Origin of the sequence: Streptomyces sp. ISL-87 (genome assembly GCF_018614095.1) — a bacterium.
GTDB lineage: Bacteria > Actinomycetota > Actinomycetes > Streptomycetales > Streptomycetaceae > Streptomyces.
The window spans coordinates 64,206-88,196 of record NZ_JAGGOY010000025.1; the positions used below are offsets into that span (position 1 = coordinate 64,206).

The 23,991-nt window shown below is 72.8% G+C and carries 27 protein-coding genes and 1 pseudogene; 21 read left to right on the plus strand and 7 right to left on the minus strand.

From position 1 onward, the window contains the following. Window positions 1-61 precede the first annotated feature (61 nt). From hisD to J7I97_RS09840, 10 genes are all read left to right on the plus strand, one after another. Window positions 62-1,384, plus strand: a complete 1,323-nt coding sequence (gene hisD / locus J7I97_RS09795; protein WP_214932864.1) for a histidinol dehydrogenase — start codon at window positions 62-64, stop codon at window positions 1,382-1,384. Then, window positions 1,381-2,496, plus strand: coding sequence for a histidinol-phosphate transaminase (locus tag J7I97_RS09800; RefSeq protein ID WP_214932866.1), 1,116 nt, complete (start codon window positions 1,381-1,383; stop codon window positions 2,494-2,496). Before hisD ends, J7I97_RS09800 begins: the two co-directional genes overlap by 4 nt. Further along, a complete protein-coding gene (hisB, locus tag J7I97_RS09805; RefSeq protein ID WP_008738630.1) occupies window positions 2,493-3,086 on the plus strand; it encodes an imidazoleglycerol-phosphate dehydratase HisB in 594 nt (197 codons plus the stop codon). The genes J7I97_RS09800 and hisB overlap by 4 nt, the downstream gene beginning before the upstream one ends. Before the next feature lie 2 nt (window positions 3,087-3,088). Beyond that, complete coding sequence (locus J7I97_RS09810; RefSeq protein ID WP_214932868.1) at window positions 3,089-3,256, plus strand: hypothetical protein; 168 nt, start codon at window positions 3,089-3,091, stop codon at window positions 3,254-3,256. Then, entirely contained in the window at window positions 3,253-3,903 is a 651-nt protein-coding gene (gene hisH, locus J7I97_RS09815; protein ID WP_214932869.1) for an imidazole glycerol phosphate synthase subunit HisH, read from the plus strand. Before J7I97_RS09810 ends, hisH begins: the two co-directional genes overlap by 4 nt. Next, window positions 3,903-4,634 (plus strand): bifunctional 1-(5-phosphoribosyl)-5-((5-phosphoribosylamino)methylideneamino)imidazole-4-carboxamide isomerase/phosphoribosylanthranilate isomerase PriA, encoded by a 732-nt coding sequence (gene priA / locus J7I97_RS09820; RefSeq protein ID WP_214932871.1) that lies wholly within the window; start codon window positions 3,903-3,905, stop codon window positions 4,632-4,634. The genes hisH and priA overlap by 1 nt, the downstream gene beginning before the upstream one ends. Continuing rightward, complete coding sequence (locus J7I97_RS09825; RefSeq protein WP_214932873.1) at window positions 4,631-5,023, plus strand: RidA family protein; 393 nt, start codon at window positions 4,631-4,633, stop codon at window positions 5,021-5,023. Before priA ends, J7I97_RS09825 begins: the two co-directional genes overlap by 4 nt. After that, window positions 5,020-5,775, plus strand: a complete 756-nt coding sequence (hisF, locus tag J7I97_RS09830) for an imidazole glycerol phosphate synthase subunit HisF (protein WP_214932875.1) — start codon at window positions 5,020-5,022, stop codon at window positions 5,773-5,775. Before J7I97_RS09825 ends, hisF begins: the two co-directional genes overlap by 4 nt. A gap of 67 nt (window positions 5,776-5,842) precedes the next feature. Then, entirely contained in the window at window positions 5,843-6,061 is a 219-nt protein-coding gene (locus J7I97_RS09835; protein ID WP_214932877.1) for a hypothetical protein, read from the plus strand. Beyond that, window positions 6,058-6,432, plus strand: coding sequence for a hypothetical protein (locus tag J7I97_RS09840; protein WP_214932879.1), 375 nt, complete (start codon window positions 6,058-6,060; stop codon window positions 6,430-6,432). Before J7I97_RS09835 ends, J7I97_RS09840 begins: the two co-directional genes overlap by 4 nt. Before the next feature lie 28 nt (window positions 6,433-6,460). Here J7I97_RS09840 and J7I97_RS09845 read toward each other — a convergent pair whose 3' ends face one another. Further along, complete coding sequence (locus J7I97_RS09845) at window positions 6,461-7,093, minus strand: TIGR03085 family metal-binding protein (RefSeq protein ID WP_214932881.1); 633 nt, start codon at window positions 7,091-7,093, stop codon at window positions 6,461-6,463. An 84-nt stretch (window positions 7,094-7,177) separates the two neighbouring features. On the opposite strand from J7I97_RS09845, the gene hisI reads away from it, so the two are divergent. The 11 genes and pseudogenes from hisI (at window position 7,178) to lgt (ending at window position 16,451) form a co-directional block, all read left to right on the plus strand. Then, a complete protein-coding gene (gene hisI / locus J7I97_RS09850; protein WP_214932883.1) occupies window positions 7,178-7,543 on the plus strand; it encodes a phosphoribosyl-AMP cyclohydrolase in 366 nt (121 codons plus the stop codon). A 15-nt stretch (window positions 7,544-7,558) separates the two neighbouring features. Beyond that, the gene (locus J7I97_RS09855) at window positions 7,559-9,049 is read left to right on the plus strand and encodes an anthranilate synthase component I (protein WP_214932885.1); all 1,491 of its coding nucleotides are present in this window, start codon (window positions 7,559-7,561) and stop codon (window positions 9,047-9,049) included. A gap of 14 nt (window positions 9,050-9,063) precedes the next feature. Then, entirely contained in the window at window positions 9,064-9,732 is a 669-nt protein-coding gene (locus J7I97_RS09860; RefSeq protein ID WP_214932887.1) for a TIGR02234 family membrane protein, read from the plus strand. Window positions 9,733-9,839: 107 nt separating this feature from the next. Next, window positions 9,840-10,088 carry an HGxxPAAW family protein gene (locus J7I97_RS09865; protein WP_214932889.1) on the plus strand — a complete coding sequence of 83 codons (249 nt, stop codon included), beginning with the start codon at window positions 9,840-9,842 and terminating at the stop codon, window positions 10,086-10,088. Window positions 10,089-10,141: 53 nt separating this feature from the next. After that, window positions 10,142-10,669 (plus strand): DUF2752 domain-containing protein, encoded by a 528-nt coding sequence (locus tag J7I97_RS09870; protein ID WP_214932891.1) that lies wholly within the window; start codon window positions 10,142-10,144, stop codon window positions 10,667-10,669. A gap of 183 nt (window positions 10,670-10,852) precedes the next feature. Next, entirely contained in the window at window positions 10,853-11,662 is an 810-nt protein-coding gene (gene trpC, locus J7I97_RS09875; protein WP_214932893.1) for an indole-3-glycerol phosphate synthase TrpC, read from the plus strand. Window positions 11,663-11,670: 8 nt separating this feature from the next. Then, window positions 11,671-11,880, plus strand: a complete 210-nt coding sequence (gene trpM, locus J7I97_RS38275; protein ID WP_251049365.1) for a tryptophan biosynthesis modulator TrpM — start codon at window positions 11,671-11,673, stop codon at window positions 11,878-11,880. 191 nt (window positions 11,881-12,071) lie between these two features. Continuing rightward, window positions 12,072-13,319 carry a tryptophan synthase subunit beta gene (gene trpB / locus J7I97_RS09880; RefSeq protein ID WP_214932895.1) on the plus strand — a complete coding sequence of 416 codons (1,248 nt, stop codon included), beginning with the start codon at window positions 12,072-12,074 and terminating at the stop codon, window positions 13,317-13,319. Window positions 13,320-13,333: 14 nt separating this feature from the next. Beyond that, a complete protein-coding gene (gene trpA, locus J7I97_RS09885; RefSeq protein WP_214932918.1) occupies window positions 13,334-14,146 on the plus strand; it encodes a tryptophan synthase subunit alpha in 813 nt (270 codons plus the stop codon). Between the two features lie 94 nt (window positions 14,147-14,240). Next, window positions 14,241-15,032, plus strand: a pseudogene (locus J7I97_RS09890) (DsbA family protein); the annotation flags it as partial. Window positions 15,033-15,374: 342 nt separating this feature from the next. Then, window positions 15,375-16,451, plus strand: coding sequence for a prolipoprotein diacylglyceryl transferase (lgt, locus tag J7I97_RS09895; protein ID WP_214932899.1), 1,077 nt, complete (start codon window positions 15,375-15,377; stop codon window positions 16,449-16,451). Between the two features lie 74 nt (window positions 16,452-16,525). Here lgt and J7I97_RS09900 read toward each other — a convergent pair whose 3' ends face one another. From J7I97_RS09900 to J7I97_RS09925, 6 genes are all read right to left on the minus strand, one after another. Continuing rightward, on the minus strand, window positions 16,526-17,347 hold the full coding sequence (locus J7I97_RS09900) for a CoA ester lyase (protein ID WP_214932900.1): 822 nt from the start codon (window positions 17,345-17,347) through the stop codon (window positions 16,526-16,528). After that, window positions 17,344-18,531, minus strand: coding sequence for a CaiB/BaiF CoA-transferase family protein (locus J7I97_RS09905; protein WP_214932902.1), 1,188 nt, complete (start codon window positions 18,529-18,531; stop codon window positions 17,344-17,346). Before J7I97_RS09905 ends, J7I97_RS09900 begins: the two co-directional genes overlap by 4 nt. Further along, the gene (gene rbsK / locus J7I97_RS09910; protein ID WP_214932904.1) at window positions 18,528-19,427 is read right to left on the minus strand and encodes a ribokinase; all 900 of its coding nucleotides are present in this window, start codon (window positions 19,425-19,427) and stop codon (window positions 18,528-18,530) included. The genes J7I97_RS09905 and rbsK overlap by 4 nt, the downstream gene beginning before the upstream one ends. Beyond that, window positions 19,424-20,971: an ADP-ribosylglycohydrolase family protein gene (locus J7I97_RS09915; protein ID WP_215076783.1), complete on the minus strand. Its 1,548-nt coding sequence runs from the start codon at window positions 20,969-20,971 to the stop codon at window positions 19,424-19,426. Before J7I97_RS09915 ends, rbsK begins: the two co-directional genes overlap by 4 nt. Before the next feature lie 140 nt (window positions 20,972-21,111). After that, the gene (locus tag J7I97_RS09920; RefSeq protein WP_214932908.1) at window positions 21,112-22,266 is read right to left on the minus strand and encodes an ADP-ribosylglycohydrolase family protein; all 1,155 of its coding nucleotides are present in this window, start codon (window positions 22,264-22,266) and stop codon (window positions 21,112-21,114) included. Next, on the minus strand, window positions 22,263-23,645 hold the full coding sequence (locus J7I97_RS09925; RefSeq protein ID WP_374195452.1) for an ADP-ribosylglycohydrolase family protein: 1,383 nt from the start codon (window positions 23,643-23,645) through the stop codon (window positions 22,263-22,265). Before J7I97_RS09925 ends, J7I97_RS09920 begins: the two co-directional genes overlap by 4 nt. Window positions 23,646-23,991: the final 346 nt, after the last annotated feature.

A 23,991-nucleotide genomic window follows, 5' to 3' on the forward strand; every position in this document is an offset into this window, starting at 1 on the left:
GCGTGTATCAGCCAGTGATACAGGCGAACGGGGGCGGGAGGCGGTCTGAGAGAATTGGGAGGTGATCTCTCGTATCGACCTGCGCGGTGACGCCCTCCCCGAGGGTGGCGCCCTGCGCGATCTGCTGCCCCGTGCCGAGTTCGACGTAGAAGCTGCCCTGGAGAAGGTGCGGCCCATCTGCGAGGACGTCCATCATCGTGGCACGGCGGCGCTGATCGAGTACGCGCAGAAGTTCGACGGGGTGACGCTGGAGCAGGTCAGGGTGCCCGCCGAGGCGCTCAAGACCGCTCTCGACGAGCTCGACCCGGCCGTCCGCGCCGCCCTCGAGGAGTCGATCCGGCGCGCCCGGATCGTGCACCGCAACCAGCGCCGCACCGAGCACACCACCCAGGTGGTCCCCGGCGGCACCGTGACCGAGAAGTGGGTTCCGGTCGAGCGCGTGGGGCTGTACGCCCCGGGCGGCCGCTCCGTGTACCCGTCCTCCGTCGTCATGAACGTCGTACCCGCGCAGGAGGCGGGCGTCGAGTCGATCGCGCTGGCCTCTCCGCCGCAGGCCGAGTTCGACGGCCTGCCGCACCCGACGATCCTCGCCGCGTGCGCGCTGCTCGGCGTCGACGAGGTGTACGCCGCGGGCGGCGCCCAGGCCGTCGCGATGTTCGCGTACGGGACGGACGAGTGCGCCCCCGCAAACATGGTGACCGGCCCCGGCAACATCTGGGTCGCCGCCGCCAAGCGCTACTTCACCGGCAGGATCGGCATCGACACCGAGGCCGGCCCGACCGAGATCGCGGTCCTCGCGGACTCCACGGCCGACCCGGTGCACGTGGCCGCCGACCTGATCAGCCAGGCCGAGCACGACCCGCTGGCCGCGGCCGTCCTCGTCACGGACTCCGAGGAGCTCGCGGCAGCCGTCGAGAAGGAGCTGGAGCCGCAGGTCGCGGCCACCAAGCACATCGAGGACCGGATCAAGCCCGCGCTCGCAGGCCGCCAGTCCGCGATCGTGCTGGTCGCCAGCCTGGAGGACGGCCTCAAGGTCGTCGACGCGTACGGCGCCGAACACCTGGAGATCCAGACCGCCGACGCGGCCGCCTGGGCCGCCCGGGTGCGCAACGCCGGCGCGATCTTCGTCGGCCCCTGGGCCCCGGTCTCCCTCGGCGACTACTGCGCCGGCTCGAACCACGTGCTGCCCACCGGCGGCTGCGCCTGCCACTCCTCCGGCCTGTCCGTGCAGTCCTTCCTGCGCGGGATCCACATCGTCGACTACACGCGGGACGCCCTCGCCGAGGTCACCCACCACGTGGTGACGCTGGCCGAGGCCGAGGACCTGCCCGCGCACGGCGCGGCCCTGAAGGCGCGCTTCGGATGGAAGGTTCCACAGGCATGACCGGCACCATCGGAATTGACGACCTCCCCATCCGGGACGAGTTGCGCGGCAAGACCCCGTACGGCGCCCCGCAGCTCGACGTGCCCGTCCAGCTGAACACCAACGAGAACCCGTACGAGCTCCCCGAGGAACTCGTCCGGCGTATCGCCGAGCGCGTCGCCGACGCGGCCCGCACCCTCAACCGCTACCCCGACCGGGATGCGATCGAGCTGCGGACCGAGCTGGCCGCCTACCTCACCCGTACGGGCAAGCACGCCGTCGCGCGGGAGAACGTATGGGCCGCCAACGGCTCCAACGAGGTGCTCCAGCAGCTGCTGCAGACCTTCGGCGGGCCCGGGCGGACGGCCATCGGCTTCGAGCCCTCGTACTCGATGCACGCGCTCATCGCCCGCGGCACCGGCACCGGCTGGATCTCCGGCCCGCGCCGCGAGGACTTCACCATCGACGTGGCGGCGGCCGAGCAGGCCATCGCCGAGAACGCGCCCGACGTCGTCTTCATCACCTCGCCCAACAACCCCACGGGTACCGCGGTCGAGGCGGAGACGGTCGTCGCCCTCTACGAGGCAGCGCAGGCGGCCAAGCCCTCGCTCGTCGTCGTGGACGAGGCGTACGTCGAGTTCAGCCACCGGGACTCCCTCCTTCCGCTGATCGAGGGCCGCCCGAACCTGGTGGTCTCCCGGACCATGTCCAAGGCCTTCGGCGCCGCCGGCCTGCGGCTGGGCTACCTGGCCGCGCACCCGGCCGTGGTCGACGCCGTGCAGCTCGTACGCCTGCCGTACCACCTGTCGGCCGTCACCCAGGCGACCGCGCTGGCCGCCCTGGAGCACACCGACACCCTGCTCGGCTACGTCGAGCAGCTCAAGGCCGAGCGGGACCGCCTCGTCGTCGAACTGCGGGCCATCGGCTACGAGGTCACCGAGTCCGACGCGAACTTCATCCAGTTCGGCAAGTTCGACGACTCCCACACCGCCTGGCAGAAGATCCTCGACCAGGGTGTCCTGGTCAGGGACAACGGCGTACCGGGCTGGCTGCGGGTCACCGCCGGCACCCCGGCCGAGAACGACGCGTTCCTGGAAGCGGTTCGCGCACTGAAGAAGGAGCAGCAGGCATGAGCCGCATCGGACGGGTCGAACGGACCACGAAGGAGACCTCGGTCGTCGTCGAGATAAACCTCGACGGCACCGGCAAGGTCGACGTCTCGACGGGTGTGGGCTTCTACGACCACATGCTTGACCAGCTCGGCCGCCACGGCCTCTTCGACCTCACGGTCAAGACGGACGGCGACCTGCACATCGACACCCACCACACCATCGAGGACACCGCCCTCGCGCTCGGCGCCGCCTTCCGGCAGGCCCTCGGCGACAAGGTGGGCATCTACCGCTTCGGCAACTGCACCGTGCCGCTCGACGAGTCGCTCGCACAGGTGACCGTGGACCTGTCCGGCCGCCCCTACCTCGTGCACACCGAGCCCGAGAACATGGCGCCGATGATCGGCTCGTACGACACGACGATGACCCGGCACATCTTCGAGTCCTTCGTCGCGCAGGCCCAGATCGCGCTGCACATCCACGTCCCGTACGGCCGCAACGCCCACCACATCGTGGAGTGCCAGTTCAAGGCCCTCGCCCGGGCTCTGCGGTACGCCGCCGAGTTCGACCCGCGCGCGGCCGGCATCCTGCCCTCCACGAAGGGCGCCCTCTAGCCGTGACCGGCCTCAACACCATCCTGATCGTCCTCGGCCTCTTCCTGGCCGGTGGTGTCTACTCCTTCCACAAGCAGCAGATGCCCAAGTCGGTCGTCATTCTGCTCGCCATCGGCTCCGCGATGTGTCTTGCCGCCGGAGTCCTGCGAATCCAAGGAATCTGGCAATGAGCGCAGCCAGCCCCACCAAGTCCGTCGTCGTCTTCGACTACGGCTTCGGCAACGTCCGCTCCGCCGAGCGCGCCCTCGCGCGCGTCGGCGCGGACGTCGAGATCACCCGCGACTACGACAAGGCCATGGACGCCGACGGGCTCCTGGTCCCCGGCGTCGGCGCCTTCTCCGCCTGCATGCGGGGCCTCAAGGACGTCCGCGGCGACTGGATCATCGGCCGCCGGCTCTCCGGCGGCCGCCCGGTCATGGGTATCTGCGTCGGCATGCAGATCCTCTTCGAGCGCGGCATCGAGCACGGCGTCGAGACCGAGGGCCTCGACGAGTGGCCCGGCACGGTCGGCCCGCTCAAGGCCCCGGTCGTCCCCCACATGGGCTGGAACACCGTCGACGCCCCGGCCGACAGCCAGGCCTTCGCCGGCCTCGATGCCGACGCCCGGTTCTACTTCGTGCACTCCTACGCGGCGAAGGACTGGAGCCTGGAGGTCACCAACCCGCTGATCCGCGCCCCCAAGGTCACCTGGGCCACCCACGGCGAGCGTTTCGTCGCGGCGGTGGAGAACGGGGCCCTGTGGGCCACCCAGTTCCACCCCGAGAAGTCCGGCGACGCCGGAGCCCAGCTCCTCACCAACTGGATCGAGACCCTGTGATGACGGCACCCACACTTGAGCTCCTCCCCGCGGTCGACGTCCGCGACGGGCAGGCCGTCCGCCTCGTGCACGGGGTGTCCGGCAGCGAGACCTCCTACGGCTCCCCGCTGGAGGCCGCCCTCGCCTGGCAGCGCTCCGGCGCCGAATGGCTCCACCTGGTCGACCTGGACGCCGCCTTCGGCACCGGCGACAACCGCGCCCTGGTCGCAGAGATCACCGGTGCCATGGACATCAAGGTCGAGCTGTCCGGCGGCATCCGCGACGACGCCTCGCTCGCCGCGGCCCTGGCCACCGGCTGCACCCGCGTCAACCTCGGCACCGCCGCCCTGGAGACCCCCGAGTGGGCCGCCAAGGCCATCGCCGAGCACGGGGACAAGATCGCGGTCGGTCTCGACGTGCGCGGCACCACCCTCAAGGGCCGCGGCTGGACCAGCGAGGGCGGCGACCTGTACGAGACCCTCGCGCGCCTGGACTCCGAGGGCTGCGCCCGCTACGTCGTCACCGACATCGGCAAGGACGGCACGCTGACCGGCCCCAACCTGGAGCTGCTGCGCAACGTCTGCGCGGCCACGGACCGGCCGGTCGTGGCCTCCGGCGGCATCTCCTCGCTGGACGACCTGCGGGCGCTGTCCGAGCTGGTGCCGCTGGGCGTGGAGGGTGCGATCGTGGGTAAGGCCCTGTACGCCAAGGCCTTCACGTTGGAGGAGGCCCTGAAGGTGGTCTCCGCATGAGCTCCGACGCAGTTCGCCGTATCTCTTCCGGCGGCGCCTACGAGGACGTCATCGGCTACTCGCGCGCCGTCCAGCTCCCGAACGGCCTCGTCCTGGTCTCCGGCTGCACCGCGGCCGACGCCAACGGCCCGTACGACCAGGCCATCGGCGCCTTCGGCGTCGCCTTCAAGGCCCTGTCCCAGGCCGGTCTCGGCCCCGAGCACGTGGTCCGCACCCGGATGTACCTCACGCACGCCCGGGACGTGGAGGAGGTCGGCCGCGCCCACAAGGAGCTGTTCGACGCCGTCCGCCCCGCCGCATCCATGATCATCGTCTCCGGCTTCGTCGACCCCAGCATGGTCGTCGAGGTGGAGGTGGAAGCCTTCGGTCCGACAGGAGCCACCGCATGACCCTCGCCGTACGGGTGATCCCCTGCCTGGACGTGGACAACGGCCGGGTCGTCAAGGGCGTCAACTTCCAGAACCTGCGGGACGCCGGCGACCCGGTGGAGATGGCCAAGCTGTACGACGCCGAGGGCGCCGACGAGCTGACCTTCCTCGACATCACCGCGTCCTCCGGGAACCGCGAGACCACGTACGACGTGGTGCGGCGGACCGCCGAGCAGGTCTTCATCCCGCTGACCGTGGGCGGCGGTGTCCGCACCGCCGACGACGTGGACAAGCTGCTGCGGGCGGGTGCCGACAAGGTGGGCGTGAACACGGCCGCCATCGCGCGGCCCGAGCTGATCCAGGAGATCGCGGAGCGGTTCGGTCGGCAGGTGCTGGTGCTGTCGGTGGACGCGCGGCGGACGCCGTCCGGCTCCTTCGAGGTCACCACGCACGGCGGCCGTCAGGGCACGGGCATCGACGCCGTCGAGTGGGCGCACCGGGCGGCCGAGCTGGGCGCCGGGGAGATCCTGTTGAACTCGATGGACGCCGACGGCACCAAGGACGGCTACGACACCGAGATGATCACGGCTGTGCGCAAGCACGTCACGGTCCCGGTGATCGCCTCCGGCGGCGCCGGCAAGCTGGAGCACTTCCCCCCGGCGATCGCGGCGGGCGCCGACGCGGTTCTCGCGGCGTCGGTGTTCCACTTCGGCGACCTGCGCATCGGCCAGGTCAAGGACACCCTCCGCGAGGCGGGGCATCCCGTTCGGTAGTTCGGGGCGCCCCTCGTGGTAGTGAAGCCGGTAGCGGTACGGGTAGCGGCGGATCTAAGCTGACCGTATGCCTGGAATCACGATCGATTTCACCGACGACGAACTGGCCGAGCTGCGCGCCGAGGCGAAGGAGCAAGGCGTCGCGATCAAGCGTCTGGCGCACGACATACTCACCGAGGATGTCGTGCGCCGACGGCAGCGGCAGCGGTTCATCGAAGGGGCGAGCACGAAGTTCGCGCTGCTCGCCCCGGAGTTCCTGGACGCCTTCGCGGAGGGCGACCGGTGAATCTCCGCATCGATGCCGGCTGGATCCTGGGCATCCAGTACAGCCGTGTTCCGGCGGATCCGGCACTGAGGGACTGGGGAGCGCTGCACGCGGCCGTGGAGCGGCACGCGTTCGAACGCTTCGCGGGTGAGCCGTACTACGAGGAGGCCCCGACCCGGGCGGCGGCGTTGCTCGAGACCATCGTGCGCCTCAGGCCGTTCGAGGACTACAACGGCATCATCGGCGCGATGTGTGCCTGGGAGTACATGGAGCAGAGCGGCACACCGATCGCTCCGCCACCGGGTGCCATGGTGCAGCTGGTGCGGGACATCCGCACCGAGAAGGCCACCTTGCAGGTGGCCGCCCGCCTCCTGCGCGACTGGGCGGCCTGACGCCGCCGACCGGGGTCCGGACGCGTCACTAGATGCCCAGCTGGGCCACGGTCAGCTTCGCGACCGCCTCCGGCGGGCCGTCCAGTTCCACGGCGGCGGCGTCCTGGCGGCCGAAGCAGAACAGCGTCAGCTCACCCGGCTCGCCCGTGACCGTCACCACCGGGGTCCCCTTGTGCGCGACCGCCGTCTGGCCGTTCGGGCGGCGCAGTACCAGGCCCACCGGGGAGCGGCGGCCCGTCAGGCGGGCCAGTTTCTCCAGGCGGGACCACAGGGAGTCCGAGAACACCGGGTCCAGCTCCCGCGGGGACCAGTCCGGCTGGGCGCGCCGTACGTCCTCGGCGTGGACGTAGAACTCCACCGCGTTCGCGACCTCGTCGATCTGCTTCAGCGAGTACACCGACATCTTCGGCGGGCCGGTCCGGATCAGCTGGATCAGTTCCTCGTACGGCTTGGCCGTGTACTCCTCCATCGCCTTGTCCAGGCGGGCCTTCAGCACGTTCAGCAGGAGCCCGCCCGCCGCGTCCGGGCGACGCTCCCGGACGACCACGTGCGCGGCCAGCTCCCGCGTGCGCCAGCCCCCGCACAGCGTCGGCGCCTCCGGCCCCGCCGCCTCCAACAGGTCCGCCAGCAGCAGGCGTTCACGCTTCGCATGGGTAGACATGGGGGCCAGCCTACGGCTGGAACCCGGCCGGTGCCTGCTCATCAGGCGGACAGAGATCCAGAACCGCCCCCGTCTCGCGGCACAATGTCCCCCATGAGTACGTCCTCCCTCGACCCCGCCGTCGCCGCCCGCCTCAAGCGCTCCCCGGACGGTCTGGTACCGGCCATCGCCCAGCAGTACGACACCGGTGAGGTGCTCATGCTCGGCTGGATGGACGACGAGGCCCTGCACCGCACGCTGACCACCGGTCGCTGTACGTACTGGTCGCGCAGCCGCCAGGAGTACTGGGTCAAGGGGGATACGTCCGGCCACTTCCAGCACGTGAAGTCCGTAGCCCTCGACTGCGACGCCGACACCGTGCTCGTCAAGGTCGACCAGGTCGGAGCCGCCTGCCACACCGGCGCCCGCACCTGCTTCGACGCCGATGTCCTTCTCAGCGACGCCGACTAGGTAGGGACCCACGTCATGGATCTTGAGACGTTCCGCAAGCTCGCGGTCGACCGCCGCGTCATCCCCGTCAGCCGCAAACTGCTGGCCGACGGGGACACCCCGGTGGGGCTCTACCGCAAGCTGGCCGCCGAACGCCCCGGTACCTTCCTGTTGGAATCCGCCGAGAACGGCCGCTCCTGGTCCCGCTACTCCTTCATCGGCGTGCGCAGCGACGCCACCCTGACCGTCCGGGACGGCCAGGCCCACTGGATCGGCACCCCGCCCGTCGGCGTACCCACCGGCGGCGACCCGCTCGACGCCCTGCGCGCAACCGTCGAGGCCCTCCACACTCCCCGCGACCTCGCGGCCGGCGCCCCGCCCTTCACCGGCGGCATGGTCGGCTACCTCGGCTATGACATCGTGCGCCGCCTGGAGCGCATCGGCGAGCACACCGAGGACGACCTCCAGCTGCCCGAGCTGACCATGCTGCTCACCTCCGACCTGGCGGTCGTGGACCACTGGGACGGCACGGTCCAGCTCATCGCGAACGCCATCAACCACAACGACCTCGACACGGGTGTGGACGAGGCCTACGCCGACGCGGTCGCCCGCCTCGACGCCATGGAGGCCGACCTCGCCCGGCCCGCGCCCTACGCCCCCACCCCGCTGCCCACCTCCGAGCTGCCGGACTTCTCCGCGCTGTGGGGCGGCGAGGAGTACCAGGACGCCGTCGAGGACGTGAAGGAGCGGATCCGGGCCGGCGAGGCCTTCCAGGTGGTTCCGTCGCAGCGGTTCGAGACGCCCTGCACCGCCTCCGCGCTGGACGTCTACCGGGTCCTGCGGGCCACCAACCCCTCCCCGTACATGTACCTCTTCCGCTTCGAGAACGGCTTCGACGTGGTGGGGTCGAGCCCGGAGGCGCTGGTCAAGGTCGAGGACGGGCGGGCCATGGTCCACCCCATCGCCGGCACCCGGCACCGCGGCGCCACCCCGCAGCAGGACCACGAGCTCGCCGAGGAGCTGCTGGCCGACCCCAAGGAGCGCGCCGAGCACCTGATGCTCGTCGACCTGGGCCGCAACGACCTCGGCCGGGTCTGCGAGCCGGGCTCCGTCGAGGTCGTCGACTTCATGAACATCGAGCGGTACTCGCACGTCATGCACATCGTGTCCACGGTCACCGGCCGGGTCGCCGAGGGCAGGACCGCGTTCGACGTGCTCACCGCCTGCTTCCCGGCCGGCACCCTCTCCGGCGCGCCCAAGCCGCGCGCCATGCAGATCATCGAGGAGCTGGAGCCCACTCGTCGCGGCCTGTACGGAGGCTGCGTGGGTTATCTGGACTTCGCCGGGGACTCCGACACGGCCATCGCCATCCGCACCGCGCTGCTGCGCGACGGGACCGCGTACGTGCAGGCAGGCGCCGGAGTCGTCGCCGATTCGGTGCCCGAGCTGGAGGACGCCGAGTGCCGCAACAAGGCGGCCGCGGTGCTGCGCGCGGTGGGAGCGGCCCACCGCCTCCACGGCGTTTGAGGACGTAGGGGATAGTGGGGTACGTGAGTGCCGTACCCCCACCCCGAAACGATGCCGCGCCCGAGCCCGCGTCCCCGTCCGAACCAGAGGACGCGGGCAGCCGCGCCGGCCGCCGCAGTGTGGCCGTCGCCCTGCTGCTCGGCGCCCTCGGCGCCACCGTCGTGCTGCTCGCCTCCGGCCGGGTCTGGGCCCGGGGCACCGCGGCCATCGGGGGCGGCTCGCTCCCGCTGACCGCGGACGGGCGGGCCGTCACCGGACTGCCGGCGGCCCTGGCCATCGTGGGGCTCGCTGCCCTGGTCGCCGTGTTCGCCGTACGCGGCAGGAGCCGGCTGCTGGTGTCGGCGCTGCTCGCGCTGAGCGGCCTGGGCGCGGCCCTGGCCGCGGTGGCCACCGCCGGCGACCGGAAGGCGCTGGACGCGGAGGCCGCCCGTACCACCGCGGACACCGCGGCGCAGGTGGCCGGGCTGACCCATACGGCGTGGCCGTACATCACGGCCGGCGGAGCGGTGCTGATCCTGCTCGCCGGACTGCTGGCCCTGCGCTTCGGCCGCAGCTGGCCCGCGATGGGCGGCCGCTACGAGCGCGACGGCAGCCCCCGGCCGCGCAAGGCCGCGCCGGTGGACCCGGACCGGCCCGAGGACCTGTGGAAGGCTCTGGACCGGGGCGAGGACCCGACCCGGTAGCGCCACACTGACCGCCACCCCCCTGAACGGCGGCCCCGCCCGGTGCGGGACAATGGTCATCGAGCGTTCGACACAGCACGTGCGACAGAGCAAACGAGGAGCAACTCATGGCGGGCACTAGCCACGGACACACCCCGGCCGCCTGGACCGGTGTCATCATCGCCTTCATCGGTTTCAGCGTCTCCGGCGCCTTCATGGTGATCGCGAACCCGATTGGCGTCTGGGCCGGTCTCGTCGTCGTCGCGCTCGGCGGGGTCGTCGGCATGGCCATGAAGGCCGCGGGCATGGGCGCGCCGAAGGCCGCCCACGACGACCTGGCCGTGGTGATCGCCGCCAACAAGGCCGCCAAGGCCTGAGGACCGATGCGAGCCTTCAAAAGGCGCGGCCCCGCCGGGCTGCGCCTTTTGTCATGACCGGAGAGAATCAGCTGGTGGACGCCGATCGCACGCCCTCTGCCGTTCCCCTCACGCCCGTGCCTGCCGTTCCCCTCACGCCCGTGCCCGCCGTTCCCCTCGCGCCCGCGCCGCCGGTACCGGCTTCCCGGGGCCGGAGGCTGGCCACCCCGGCGCTGAGCCTGGCCGGGGTCGCGGCGGCCTTTGCGTATGTGGGCACCGTGGACCCCAATGAACCGGGCCACTATCCGGTCTGCCCGCTTTTTCGGCTGACGGGAATCCTGTGCCCGGGCTGTGGCGGACTGCGCAGTGCGCACGCGTTCGCCCACGGCGATCTCGCCACTGCTTTCGGGGCGAATGCCATGGCCGTGATCGGCTATTTCTTCTTCGCCGGATTCATGGCCCTGTGGCTGGTTCGCGCCTACCAGGGCGGGCGGGTCCCCAGGCTCGCTGTGAAACCACAGTACTGGTGGGGAATCGGGGTGGTGGCCCTTGCTTTCACCGTTGTCCGGAACTCGCCCATCGGTGCGGCCCTGGCGCCCTGAGCCGCTGACCGGGCTCTGACAGGTCCCTGATGAAGCTCTGATTCCGAATGTCCAGCCATTGGGAAACCGTCCCGTCCGTGCTGAGGCCGTGGCGACCTGCGGATATCATTTGATTGCTGACCTTGCAGTTGTACGTGTCTGCAAGGCGGCCGACCGTCATCAACCCGGAAGGGGGCCGCTCGCGTGAGTGTGCTCGACGAGATCATCGAAGGGGTCCGCGAAGACCTTGCCGAACGGCAGGCTCGCGTCAGCCTCGACGAGCTCAAGGAGCGTGCCGCCAAGGCGCCCCAGGCCAAGGACGGTGTCGCAGCCCTGCGCGGCGACAGCGTCAAGGTGATCTGCGAGGTCAAGCGTTCCAGCCCCTCCAAGGGCGCGCTGGCCGCGATCGCAGACCCGGCCGGGCTTGCCGCCGACTACGAGGCGGGTGGGGCGGCGGTCATCTCCGTCCTGACCGAGCAGCGCCGTTTCGGTGGCTCGCTGGCCGACCTGGAGGCCGTCCGCGCCCGCGTGGACATCCCGATCCTTCGCAAGGACTTCATCGTCACGGCGTACCAGCTGTGGGAGGCCCGCGCCTACGGCGCCGACCTCGCCCTGCTGATCGTCGCGGCCCTGGAACAGGAGGCCCTCGTCTCCCTCATCGAGCGGGCCGAGTCCATCGGCCTCACCCCGCTCGTCGAGGTCCACGACGAGGAGGAGGTCGAGCGCGCGGTCGCCGCCGGTGCCAAGATCATCGGCGTCAACGCCCGCAACCTCAAGGATCTCAAGGTCGACCGCTCCACCTTCGAGCGCGTCGTCGGCGAGATCCCGGCCCACATCGTCAAGGTTGCCGAGTCCGGCATCCGCGGGCCGCACGACCTGATCGCCTACGCGAACGAGGGCGCCGACGCCGTCCTCGTCGGGGAGTCCCTGGTCACCGGACGCGACCCGAAGGCGGCCGTGGCCGACCTCGTCGCCGCCGGTGCCCACCCCGCCCTGCGCCACGGGCGGAGCTGACCCGTCCCATGGCCCCCAACCGCCCCTCCGTCCGCACCCGATCGGGCCACGGCCCGGCCGGCGTGCCGACGGCGCACGCGCCGCTGGCGCGCGGCTGCCGCCCTCGCGGCTGCCGCGCCCCGGCCCGGCGCGTACACGGGCGGCGGGTCCGGTACGTGATCGGCTCCGAGCCCGGTCAGGTCAACGGCATGCGATGGCGTACCACAGGCGCGCTGTAACGAGGGCTGTCCCGGTCCGGTACGTCTGACGTACCGCCCCGCGCGCTCTCGCACGGCCTGCCGCCCCGAGCCGCCGGCTCCGGGCGCGGGCCGATCCGTCCGCACACGCGTACCCCAGCGGGGTGCGCGTGCCACGGGCCGACGGCGCAATACGGTGCATCCATCCCATCGCACCCGTAGGAGTACTGGGCATGTCCAGCAGCTCGTTCTTCATTCCGGACCCGGAGGGTCACGTCCCCAACGCCGAGGGCTACTTCGGCGACTTCGGCGGCAAGTTCATCCCGGAGGCGCTCGTCGCCGCCGTGGACGAGGTCGCCGTCGAGTACGAGAAGGCCAAGGGCGACCCGGCCTTCGCGGCCGAGCTCAATGAGCTGATGGTCAACTACACGGGCCGGCCGAGCGCCCTCACCGAGGTGCCCCGGTTCGCCGAGCACGCGGGCGGCGCGCGGATCTTCCTCAAGCGCGAGGACCTCAACCACACCGGCTCGCACAAGATCAACAACGTACTGGGCCAGGCGCTGCTCACCAAGCGCATGGGCAAGACCCGCGTCATCGCCGAGACCGGCGCCGGCCAGCACGGCGTGGCCACCGCCACCGCCTGCGCGCTCTTCGGCCTCGACTGCACCATCTACATGGGCGAGATCGACACCCAGCGCCAGGCCCTGAACGTGGCCCGCATGCGCATGCTGGGCGCCGAGGTCATCGCGGTGAAGTCCGGCTCCCGGACCCTCAAGGACGCCATCAACGAGGCGTTCCGCGACTGGGTCGCCAACGTGGACCAGACCCACTACCTCTTCGGCACGGTCGCCGGCCCGCACCCGTTCCCGGCCATGGTCCGCGACTTCCACCGGGTCATCGGCGTCGAGGCCCGCCGCCAGATCCTGGAGCGCGCCGGCCGGCTTCCCGACGCCGTCGCGGCCTGCGTCGGCGGCGGCTCCAACGCCATCGGCCTCTTCCACGCCTTCATCCCGGACGCCGACGTCCGCCTGGTCGGCTTCGAGCCCGCCGGGCACGGCGTCGAGACCGGCGAGCACGCGGCCACGCTGACCGCCGGCGAGCCCGGGATCCTGCACGGCTCCCGGTCCTACGTCCTCCAGGACGAGGAGGGCCAGATCACCGAGCCGTACTCGATCTCGGCCGGCCTGGACTACCCGGGCATCGGCCCGGAGCACTCCTACCTCAAGGACACCGGCCGCGGCGAGTACCGCGCGGTCACCGACGACGCGGCGATGCAGGCCCTGCGCCTCCTGTCCCGCACGGAGGGCATCATCCCGGCCATCGAGTCGGCGCACGCCCTCGCCGGAGCCCTGGACCTGGGCAAGGAACTGGGCAAGGACGGACTGCTCGTGGTCAACCTGTCCGGCCGCGGCGACAAGGACATGGACACGGCGGCCCGCTACTTCGGGCTGTACGACGGCACGGAGGGGGAGTCGAAGTGAGCGACGCCGGCAACATCCAGGGCAACATCCAGCTGCTGAGCGACACCCTCGCCAAGGCGAAGTCAGAGGACCGCGCGGCCCTCGTCGCCTACCTCCCCGCCGGCTTCCCGACCGTGGACGGCGCCATCGAGGCGGTCAAGGCCGTCCTCGCGGGCGGCGCGGACGTCGTCGAGATCGGCCTCCCGCACAGCGACCCGGTCCTGGACGGCGCGATCATCCAGACCGCCGACGACATCGCCCTGCGCGGCGGCGTCAAGATCGCCGACGTGCTGCGCACCGTGCGCGAGGCGCACGAGGCGACCGGGGCCCCGATCCTGGTGATGACGTACTGGAACCCCATCGACCGCTACGGCGTCGAGCGGTTCACCGCCGAACTGGCGGCGGCGGGCGGCGCGGGCTGCATCCTGCCCGACCTGCCCGTCCAGGAGTCCGCGCTGTGGCGTGAGCACGCGGAGAAGCACGGCCTGGCGACCGTCTTCGTCGTGGCCCCCAGCAGCCAGGACGCGCGTCTGGCGACCATCACGGCGGCGGGCTCCGGCTTCGTCTACGCCGCCTCCCTGATGGGTGTCACCGGCACCCGGGAGTCGGTCGGCAACCAGGCCCAGGACCTGGTGCGCCGCACCCGCAACACCACCGAGCTCCCGGTCTGCGTGGGCCTGGGCGTGTCCAACGCCGCCCAGGCCAAGGAGGTCGCGGGCTTCGCCGACGGCGTGATCGTCGGCTCGGCGTTCGTGAAGCTGCTGCTCGACGCGCCGGACCTGCCGGCCGGGCTGGCCGCGGTACAGGCGCTGGCGGGCGAGCTTGCGGAAGGCGTACGCAGGAACTGACTCCGGGGGGGTTCCGGGATGGTTCTGTAGCCCGATCGGGTGGAATCGGGAGCAGGGAGGCACGCGAGTGCCTCCCTGCTTCGTTTGGCCGAACGTGAGCGAGAAGAACGACGGTGCGAACCGCGATGCGACGAAACGATCGGCCCGCGAGCGACTCCTCGTGGAGCGCGAGCGGCAGAAGGCCCGGGAGAAGCGCCGGCGGACCCTCATCGTGTCGGCGGCGGTGGTCGGCGTACTCGGCCTGGCCGCCGTCGTCGGCCTGATCGCGGCCAACACCGGCAAGAGCGGCTCCGACAAGGCGGGCCCGGTGGTCGCCCCCTCCGGGGCCACCGGCAAGGACGCGCTCGCGATCCGGACGGGCAAGGACGAGGCCAAGTCCACCCTGACGGTGTGGGAGGACTTCCGCTGCCCGGCCTGCAAGGCCTTCGAGGACAACTACCGGACCACCGTCCACGAGCTGGAGGCCAAGGGCCTGCTCAAGGTCGACTACCACCTCGTCACCCTGATCGACGGGAACATGGGCGGCACCGGCTCCCTGAAGGCCGCGAACGCGGCGTCCTGCGCACAGGACGCCGCCAAGTTCCCCACGTACCACGACGTGCTCTTCCAGAACCAGCCTCAGGAGACCGACGACGCCTACGGCAACAACGCCAAGCTGCTGGAGCTGGCGGCCAAGGTGCCGGGGCTGGACACCCCGGGGTTCCGCTCGTGCGTCGAGGACGGCACGCACAACAGCTGGGTGGCCAAGTCGCAGGAGGCCTTCCGGAACGGGAACTTCAAGGGGACCCCGACGGTGCTGCTGGACGGGAAGAACATCTTCGCCGACCAGGCCAACCCCCTGACCCCGCAGAAGCTGAAGGAGACGGTGGAGGCCGCGGCGAAGGGGTCCGGGGGCACCGCTTCGAAGGGGACGCCGAAGGCTTCCGCGTCGGCTTCCCCGTCGGCTTCGTCGTCGGCCGCGAAGACCTCGTCGAGGTCTCTGTCGAAGGAGTCGTCCAAGGAGTCGTGGAAGCAGTCGGCCAAGGTCTCGTCCACGGATTCGTCCACGTCGGGGTCGAAGACGGTTTCAGGCTCGGGTTCGGGCTCCGGTTCCGGTTCGGGCTCGGGTTCGGGTTCGGCAGGAGCCTCGAAGGGGGCTTCGCAGGACTGAGCGCCCGTCTCGATTCAGCAGCAGCTTGCCGGGCGGGTTGCGGTCCGTACCGCCCGGCAGGGTAGCGTCGGCTCTGCCATGAACCTTGCTTATATCCCCAGCCCGTCGACCGGCGTGATCCATCTCGGACCGATCCCGCTGCGCGGCTACGCGTTCTGCATCATCATCGGCGTCTTCGTCGCCGTCTGGCTCGGCAACAAGCGGTGGATCGCGCGCGGCGGAAAGCCGGGCACGGTCGCCGACATCGCCGTGTGGGCGGTGCCGTTCGGCCTCATCGGCGGTCGCCTCTACCACGTGATCACCGACTACCAGCTCTACTTCGGCGAGGGCCGCAACTGGGTCGACGCCTTCAAGATCTGGGAGGGCGGCCTCGGCATCTGGGGCGCGATCGCGCTGGGCGCGGTGGGCGCCTGGATCGGCTGTCGCCTGCGCGGTATCCCGCTGCCGGCCTGGGCCGACGCCCTGGCACCCGGGATCGCGCTGGCCCAGGCCTGCGGGCGCTGGGGCAACTGGTTCAACCAGGAGCTGTTCGGCCGCGCCACCGACCTGCCGTGGGCGGTGAAGATCAGCGAGGGCCCGAACCGGGTCGCCGGGACGTACCACCCGACCTTCCTCTACGAGTCGCTGTGGTGCCTCGGCGTCGCCGCGCTGGTGATCTGGGCCGACCGGCGCTTCAAGCTCGGCCACGGCCGGGCGTTCGCCCTGTACGTCGCCTCGTACTGCGTGGGCCGCAGCTGGATCGAGTACATGCGGGTCGACGAGGCCCACCACATCCTGGGCGTTCGGCTCAACGTGTGGACCTCGATCGTGGTCTTCCTGCTGGCGGTGACCTACCTGGTGCTGTCGGCGAAGCTGCGGCCGGGCCGCGAGGAGGTCGTGGAGCCGGACCGCGGACCCGCGGCGTCGGACCCCGGGGCGAAGGACGCGGACGGCAACGACACGGAGGCCAAGGACGCGGACGCTCCGGCCGATGCCGATGCCGATGCCGATGCCGATGCCGACGCCAAGGACGCCGGCCCCGAGGCCAAGTCCACTGAAAAGGCCGGGGAAAAGGCCGAGTCCGAGGACGAGCCGAAGGACTCCGGCGCGACGGCGGAAGCCGAGGTCGGTGAGGTCGCCGAGGACGCCAAGGCCGCCGAGGCCAAGAAGCTCTGACCGGGGCAGCCGAACCTGCCGTGAGGGCGCCGCGCATCCGCGCGGCGCCCTCACGTTTCACCGCGCCTCGTCGCTCAGGACAGCACCGCGGACTCCCGTCGGGACAGCGCGAGGACCCGTTCGGCGCCGGCCAGGACCGCCGGGTCGACGAAGCGGCCGTCGGGGAGTGCGACCGCGCCCGGGGTGCGGCGGGCCGCCGTCACGATCTCCTGGGCGGCGGTGACCTCCGCCGGTCCCGGGAGGTAGGCCCGCTCGATCACGGGGAGCTGGCGGGGGTGGATCGCGGCCCGGCCCAGGAAGCCGAGGGCGCGGCCGCGGGCGCAGGAGACGGCCAGCGCCTCCAGGTCCCGGATGTCGGGGAACACGGACTGGGCCGGGGGTGCCAGGCCCGCCGCACGGGCCGCGACGACCACCCGCGACCGCGGCCAGTCCAGCCCCGCCTCCGCGCTGACGCCCAGGTCCGCCCGGAGGTCCGACTCGCCGAGGGAGAGCCCGCGCAGCGCGGGGTGCGCGCGGGCGATCTCGTAGGCGCGCTCCACGCCCAGCGCCGATTCCAGCAGGGCGTACAGGGCCACCCCGCCCGTACGGTCGGCGACGGCGGCGATCTGCTCGGGGGCGCTGATCTTGGGCAGCCGGAGCCCGGCGAGGCCGCGGAGGCGGGCCAGGGCGGTGAGGTCGGCGCCGGCCCAGGGGGAGTCCAGGGCGTTGACGCGTACGTACACGGGGGCCGGGGGCCGCTCGGTGAGCAATTCGGCGGTGGCGGCGCGGGCGTACTCCTTGCGGGAGGCCGACACGGCGTCCTCCAGGTCCACGATGACGGCGTCGGCCCCGGCCCGCAGGGCCTTGGCCACCACCTCCGGGCGGTCGCCGGGCACGTACAGCCAGGTCAGGATCACAGGGCCCCCTCGGTCCGCAGCGCGCTGATCTCGTCCTCGGTCAGGCCGAGTTCGGTGAGCACGGCGTCGGTGTCCGCCCCGTGCGGGCGGCCCGCCCAGCGGATCCCGCCGGGGGTCTCGGACAGGCGGAACAGGACGTTCTGCATCCGGAGCGGGCCGAGCTCCGGGTCCTGTACCTCGGTGAGCGTGTCCAGCGCGGCGTACTGCGGATCGGCCATCACATCCCGCACGTCGTAGACCTGGGCGACCGCCGCCTGGGCGTCCTCGAAGGCGGCGACCACGTCCTCGGCCTTGTGGCGGGCGATCCAGCCGCCGACAGCATCGTCGAGCACATGCGCGTGGGCGGCCCGGCCCGAGCCGGTCGCGAACCAGGGTTCGGCGATCAGCTCGGGCCGTCCGACCAGCCGCATCACGCGCTCGGCGATGGACTGGGCCGAGGCGGAGACCGCCAGCCAGCGCCCGTCCGCGCTGCGGTAGGTGTTGCGGGGGGCGTTGTTGGTGGAGCGGTTGCCGGTGCGCGGCTGGACGTAGCCGAGCTGGTCGTACCAGAGCGGGTGCGGGCCGAGCACGGTGAGGATCGGCTCGATGATGGCCAGGTCCACCACCTGTCCGTGCCCGGTGCGGTCGCGGCCGGCGAGCGCGGTCATCACGGCGTACGCGGCGGTCAGCGCGGCGATCGAGTCGGCGAGCCCGAAGGGCGGCAGGGTCGGCGGCCCGTCCGGCTCGCCGGTGATGGCCGCGAAGCCGCTCATCGCCTCCGCGAGGGTGCCGAAGCCGGGACGGTGGGCGTACGGGCCCTGCTGGCCGAAGGCCGTGACGCGGGCGAGGATCAGCCGCGGGTTGGCGGTGGACAGCTCGGGCCAGCCCAGGCCCCACTTCTCCAGGGTGCCGGGGCGGAAGTTCTCGATGACCACGTCGGCGGTGGCGGCCAGCCGCAGCAGGGTGTCCCGGCCGCCGGGGGTGGACAGGTCGAGGGTCATCGTCCGCTTGTTCCGGCCGAGGAGCTTCCACCACAGGCCGATGCCGTTCTTGGTGGGGCCGTGGTCGCGGGAGGGGTCGGGGCGGTCGGGGTGCTCGACCTTGACCACGTCGGCGCCGAAGTCGCCGAGGAGGGTGGCGGTGAGGGGGCCGGCGAAGAGGGTGGCGAGGTCGAGGACGCGCAGCCCGGCGAGGGGGGCGGTCATGAGGGGCTTCCCGCGAAGGCGTCGGTCTCGGCGCGGGCCGGCATCGAGTCCTGGGCGCCGGGCCGCTGGACGGAGAGCGCGGCGGCCGCCGAGGCCCAGGCCAGGGCTTCGGGCATGGGGCGGCCCTCGGAGAGGGCCACGGCGAGTGCCCCGACGAAGGTGTCCCCGGCGGCGGTGGTGTCCACGGCCCTGACGCGGGGCGCGGGCACGGTCAGCGGCTCCCGCCCGCGGGCGGCGTAGAGCGCTCCGGCCGCGCCGAGGGTGACCACCACCTCCGGTACGTCGTGCAGGAGGGCTTCGGCGGCCTGGAGCGGATCGGTGAGCCCGGTGAGGGCGGCGGCCTCGTGCTCGTTGGGGACGAGGAGGTCGGTGGCGGCGAGGAGTTCGGCAGGCAGGGGCTGGGCGGGGGCCGGGGTGAGAACCGTACGCACGCCGTGCGCGCGGGCGGCGCGGGCGCCCGCGAGGACGGCGGGGAGGGGGAGTTCGAGCTGGAGGAGGAGGGAGTCGGCGGCGCCGATGCGGCTGTCGTCGCCCGCCTCCAGACCGGTGACGTGGGCGTTGGCGCCCGGGATCACGATGATGCTGTTGGCGCCCTCGTCGTCCACGGTGATGTGGGCGGTGCCGCTGGAGCCCTCGACGGTGCGCAGGGCGGCCGTCTCGACCCCGGCCGCGGTGAGCGCGGAGCGCAGCCGTACGCCGAACTCGTCGGCCCCGACCGCGCCGATCATCACCACCTCCGCGCCGAGCCGGGCGGCGGCCACCGCCTGATTGGCGCCCTTGCCGCCTGGGACGGTGCGGAACTCGCGGCCGGTGACGGTCTCCCCGAGGCGGGGGGCCTTGGGGACGTAGGCGACGAGGTCCATGTTGGTACTGCCGAGCACGGCGATGGCCGTCATGAGCGGGCTGCCTCCTGTGCGGTGAGGTGGGCGAGGGTGTCGAAGCCGATGCCGTCGAAGCCGGGGACGGTGGTGGCGAGGCGGTTCTTGAGGGGTGCGGTCCAGCGGTGCGGGAGGTTCTCGGGGGCTCCGGCCAGGATTCCGGCGAGGGAGCCGGCGGTGGCGCCGTTTGAGTCGGTGTCCCAACCGCCGGACACCGCACGGCAGATGGAGTGGGTGAAGTCGCCGTCGGCGTGGGTGAGGGCGGCGGCGATGAGGGCGGTGTTGGGGACGGCGTGGACCCAGTGGTAGTGGCCGTAGCGGGCGTGCAGCTGGTCGACGACGGTGTCGAAGTCGGCGTCGAAGCCAGTGTCGACGTCGGTGTCGACGTCGGACTGCGGGTGCGGGTGCGGGTGCGGGGGAGGGTGCGAGTGCGAGTGCGAGTGCGAGTGCCTGTGGCGATGGGCGGTGGCGATGGCGAACCGCACCGCTTCGGCGAGGCGGGAGCGGGGCGGTACGACGGCCAGCCCGGCCTGGAGGGCGGTGTGGATGTCGGCCCGGCCGCTGGCCGCCTCGGCGATGGCGGCGGCGGTGAAGAGGGCGGCGTAGACGCCGTTGCCGGTGTGGGTGAGGGCGGCGTCGCGGTACGCCTGGGCCGCGGCGGCGGCCGGGTCGCCGGGGTGGGTCCAGCCGTGGACGTCGGCGCGGATGAGGGCGCCGATCCACTCGCGGAAGGGGTTGTGGTGCGTGGCGGTGGCCGGGGGCTCCAGCCCGAGCAGCAGATTCCGGTACGCGACGCGCTCGGCGGTGAAGGTCCGCCCGGCGGGCAGCTCGTCGAGCCAGAGCCGCCCGACGTCGGCGGTGGTGAAGTGCTTGCCGTACCGCTGGAGGAGCAGGAGCCCGAGGACCGGGTAGTTGAGGTCGTCGTCCTCGGGCGTGCCGTCGATGTTCTCGGCGAGGGAGGTGGGCGCGGAGCGGCGGTTCCACGGGTACGCGGCCAGTAGCTCCGCCGGGACGCGGCGGGCGGTGAACCAGCTGTCCAGCGGCCAGTTCCGGGCCGCGCGGGCGAGCGCCCGGATCCCGTCGAGCGGCAACTTCTCGACGGGCTTCCCGAGCACACAACCGACGGCCCGCCCCACCCACGCGGCCTCCAGCCGCGCCCGCAGCGCCGGGTCCGGGACGCGCCGGTCCAGGGGCCTGGCCCTGGTCTCGGGAAGGGGCGGCGCGGGGGAAGTGTCCCCGTCGCCGCGCGGGGGCGGGGTGGGCCAGGTGGCTGTGATGGCCCGCCAGGAGTGCGGCTCGTGCGGCGCCAAGGGGGAGGGAAGTTCCGCGAGTTCGGCCAGGAGGCGGGATGCCAGGGCGCGGAGCTCCGGTGGGGCCGGGGTGGGAGAGGCGCCGGCTCGGGCGGGGGCCTCGTGGCCGCCCGCCGCCAGCCAGGCGCGGAGCAGGGGGGCCGGGTCCCGGCCGTCTTCCGCCGCCTGGCGGAGTTCATGGCCGACGAGGTCCTCCGGCTGGACCCAGGTGAGGCGCACCGGCGCGGCCGGATGCGCCGGGGGCCGCGTCACGGGTCCGCCGGGGGAGGCCGTCGCCGGGCCGGCGGGCGGTGTCCCGGTGCCGGGGGCGTCCGGTGCCGCGGGGGCCTGCCGGGGTGCCGGCCTGGGGCTCGGGGCGGGGGTGCCGGGGTCGACTGGTGGCGTGGGGGGTGTCATCGGGGTGTGGCGATCGCGCTGAAGGCGGCTTCGTGGGTGCGGCGGCGGGTCCGGTCGCGGGTGAAGACCTCCGTGGCTACCGCGGACAGCGCGGCCGCGGGGGCGTGGAGGTCCAGCCTGCTGGCTTCCGCCACCTGTTTGGCCCAGGCGGCGGGGACCGTGGCCTCACCGCCCAGGGCGCCGGCGATCGCCCCCGCCATGGTGGCGATGGAGTCGCAGTCCCGGCCGTAGTTGACCGCTCCGAGCACGGAACCCTCGTAGGACCCGTCATGGATGAGGAGCATGCCGAGGGCGATCGGGAGTTCCTCGATGGAGTGCAGCCGGGAGGGCCGCCGGGCACCCAGCGACGGCTTGCGGTAGTCCGGGCCGACCGAGTCGTACGGGCTCACTGCCGCCCGTAGCGGGGTGAGGGCGGATTCGAAGTCCCGGTGTGCCGCCGCGACTTCGCGGACGGACGAGATCGCCGCCCGCGTGCCGTCCTTGGCCAGGGACAGGGCCGTGTCCACCACCGAGGCGGCCGTCGCCCCCGGCACGCACGCGGCCGCCACCGCCGCCGCGAAGACGCCCGCTGCCTCCCGCCCGTACGAGGACTGGTGCGCCCCGGCGATGTCCAGCGCCTCCGCGTACGCGCCCGCCGGATTACCGGCGTTGACGATGCCGACCGGCGCCATGTACATCGCCGCGCCGCAGTTGACGATGTTGCCGGCGCCGGCCTCGCGGGGGTCCACGTGCGCGTAGTGCAGCCGGGTCACGATCCACTTCTCGGCGAGGAAGACCCGCTGGAGGGGGAGCGCCTCGGCTTCGAGCTCCGGGATCCAGCGGGGGTTCGTCATCAGGTCCGGGACGAGGTGGTCGGCGATCGCGTACGCGTCCAGGTGGTCCCGGACCGTCTCGTAGACCCGTACCAGGGCGTGTGTCATGAGGGTGTCGTCGGTGACGTGGCCGTCGCCCTTGTGGTACGGGGCGATGGGGCGGGCGGTGCGCCAGTTCTCGTGCCACGGGCCGACGATGCCGTGCACGCGGCCGCCGTGCCGTTCCACGATCTGGTCCGGGGTCCAGCCCTCCACCGGCCCGCCGAGCGCGTCGCCGACGGCGGCCCCGATGAGGCAGCCGGCCGCCCGGTCGTCGAGGGTGAGGGGAGTGAGGGTCATGTCCGAATCATCCCTTGGGGGTTGGGGCTTTTGGGGGAGGTGAGTTCCGTACGGGTGAGCAGCGCGGCGAGTTCGACGAGATCGGTGCCGGCGAGGCGGGGGAGCGCGCAGCCGGAGAGGGTGCGGCAGGCCTCGCGCCAGGCGGCGGGGATCGAGTCGCCGCCGCCGAGCGCGCCGGTGAGCGCGCCGGCCAGGGCGGGGGCGGAGTCCGCGACGCGGGAGAGGCAGGCGGCGGCCGGGACGGCCTCGGCGACCTTGCCGCGGGCGGCGGTGGCGAGGGCGAGGGCGACGGGGACGGTTTCGGCGGCGGCGATTCCGTAGCTGTAGACGTGGTCGACGATCTGGTGTTCGAGGAGGGGGACGAGGGCGAAGGCGCCGCCGCCGTCGGCTTCGGCGCGGGCGAGTTTGACGGCGTGGCGGGCGTTGCGGCCGATCTCGGTGGCGGCGGGGAGCTGTTCCAGGGCGGCGTCGACGGCGGCGTCGACGTCGGTGCCGGTGCCGGTGCCGGTGCCGGCGAGGGCGGTTGCGATGGCGGCGGCCATGGCGCGGGCGCCGTGGACCCCGTCGCCGTCCTGGGTGTAGCGGGCGTCGAACTCGGCGAGGTCCGCGGCCGCGGCCGGGTCGCCGGGGTGGACGACGGCGAGGACGCAGGCGCGGATGCAGGCGGCGTCGTCGAAGTAGTGGGGGTTGTCGTGGCCGGTGGCGGGCGGGCGGAGGCCGGCGGCGAGGTTGCCGAGGCCGGCGCGGACGGAGATCCGGGCACGCAGGGGCAGTACGGCCGACTCGACCTCGGGCGCGCGTTCCGCTGCCGCGGCGATTTCGGAGGCGAGGGCGTTCCACGCCAGGTCGATGGCGGCGCGCATCCGTCGGGAACGGGAGAGGTCGCTGAGCAGGGCCCCGGCGGCGGTCAGTACGGACTCGGCGGCGAAGGCGGCCCATTCGGCGTCGTCGGAGGGGCCGAGGCGGAGGGGTTCGGGGGGCTGGTTGAGGGCGATGGGGACGGGGAGGGTGGTGGTGGCGTTCTGCTCGGCGAAGGTGTCGAGCTCGCGGGTGAGGCGGCGGGTCCACTCGGGCATCCGGCTGGCCCGGTGCCGGGCGGCGGGCCAGCCGGCGGCGTCGCCTGCGGCGAGCCCGAGGAGGAGGCCCTCGATGCGGCGGGGGCCGGGGGGTTCCGGTGCGGGCCGTTGGGTGGCCTCGGGGGGCGCGGTACGGGCATCCGTGCGCGGGGTTCGCCCGAGGAGGGAGAGTTCCCCCACCCCGCCCCTTCCCGAAACCGGGGGCAAGCCCCCGGCCCCCGCCCCGGGCGGCGGGGCCACCGCGGTCCCGGCTTTCAGCCCGCCGGACCCGACCGGGGGCAGCCCCCGGAACGCGTGAGCCACCGCTGACCCGTTCGGGTGGCCCCGCCCGGCCCCCCGCCCCGCGGCAACGGGCCCGGCCGGTGCGGCGGCTCCGGTCACGGGGCCGGGGGCGGGCGGGGCCGGTGCGGCGGCTCCGAGCCTGGGGCCGGTGGCAGGGACGGGGGGCAGGGTGACCGCCCCGAGCCCAGGGCCGGCGAGGGACACCGGGGCCGGTGCGGCGGCTTCGGTGGTGGCCGGGGCGGCAGATCCGGGCGTAGCGGCGAGGGACACCGGGGCCGGGGCGGCGGCTTCGATGGTGGCCAGGGCGGCGGAGCCGGGCGCGGCGGTGAGGGAGACCGGGGCCGGTGCGGCGGCTTCGGTGGTGGCC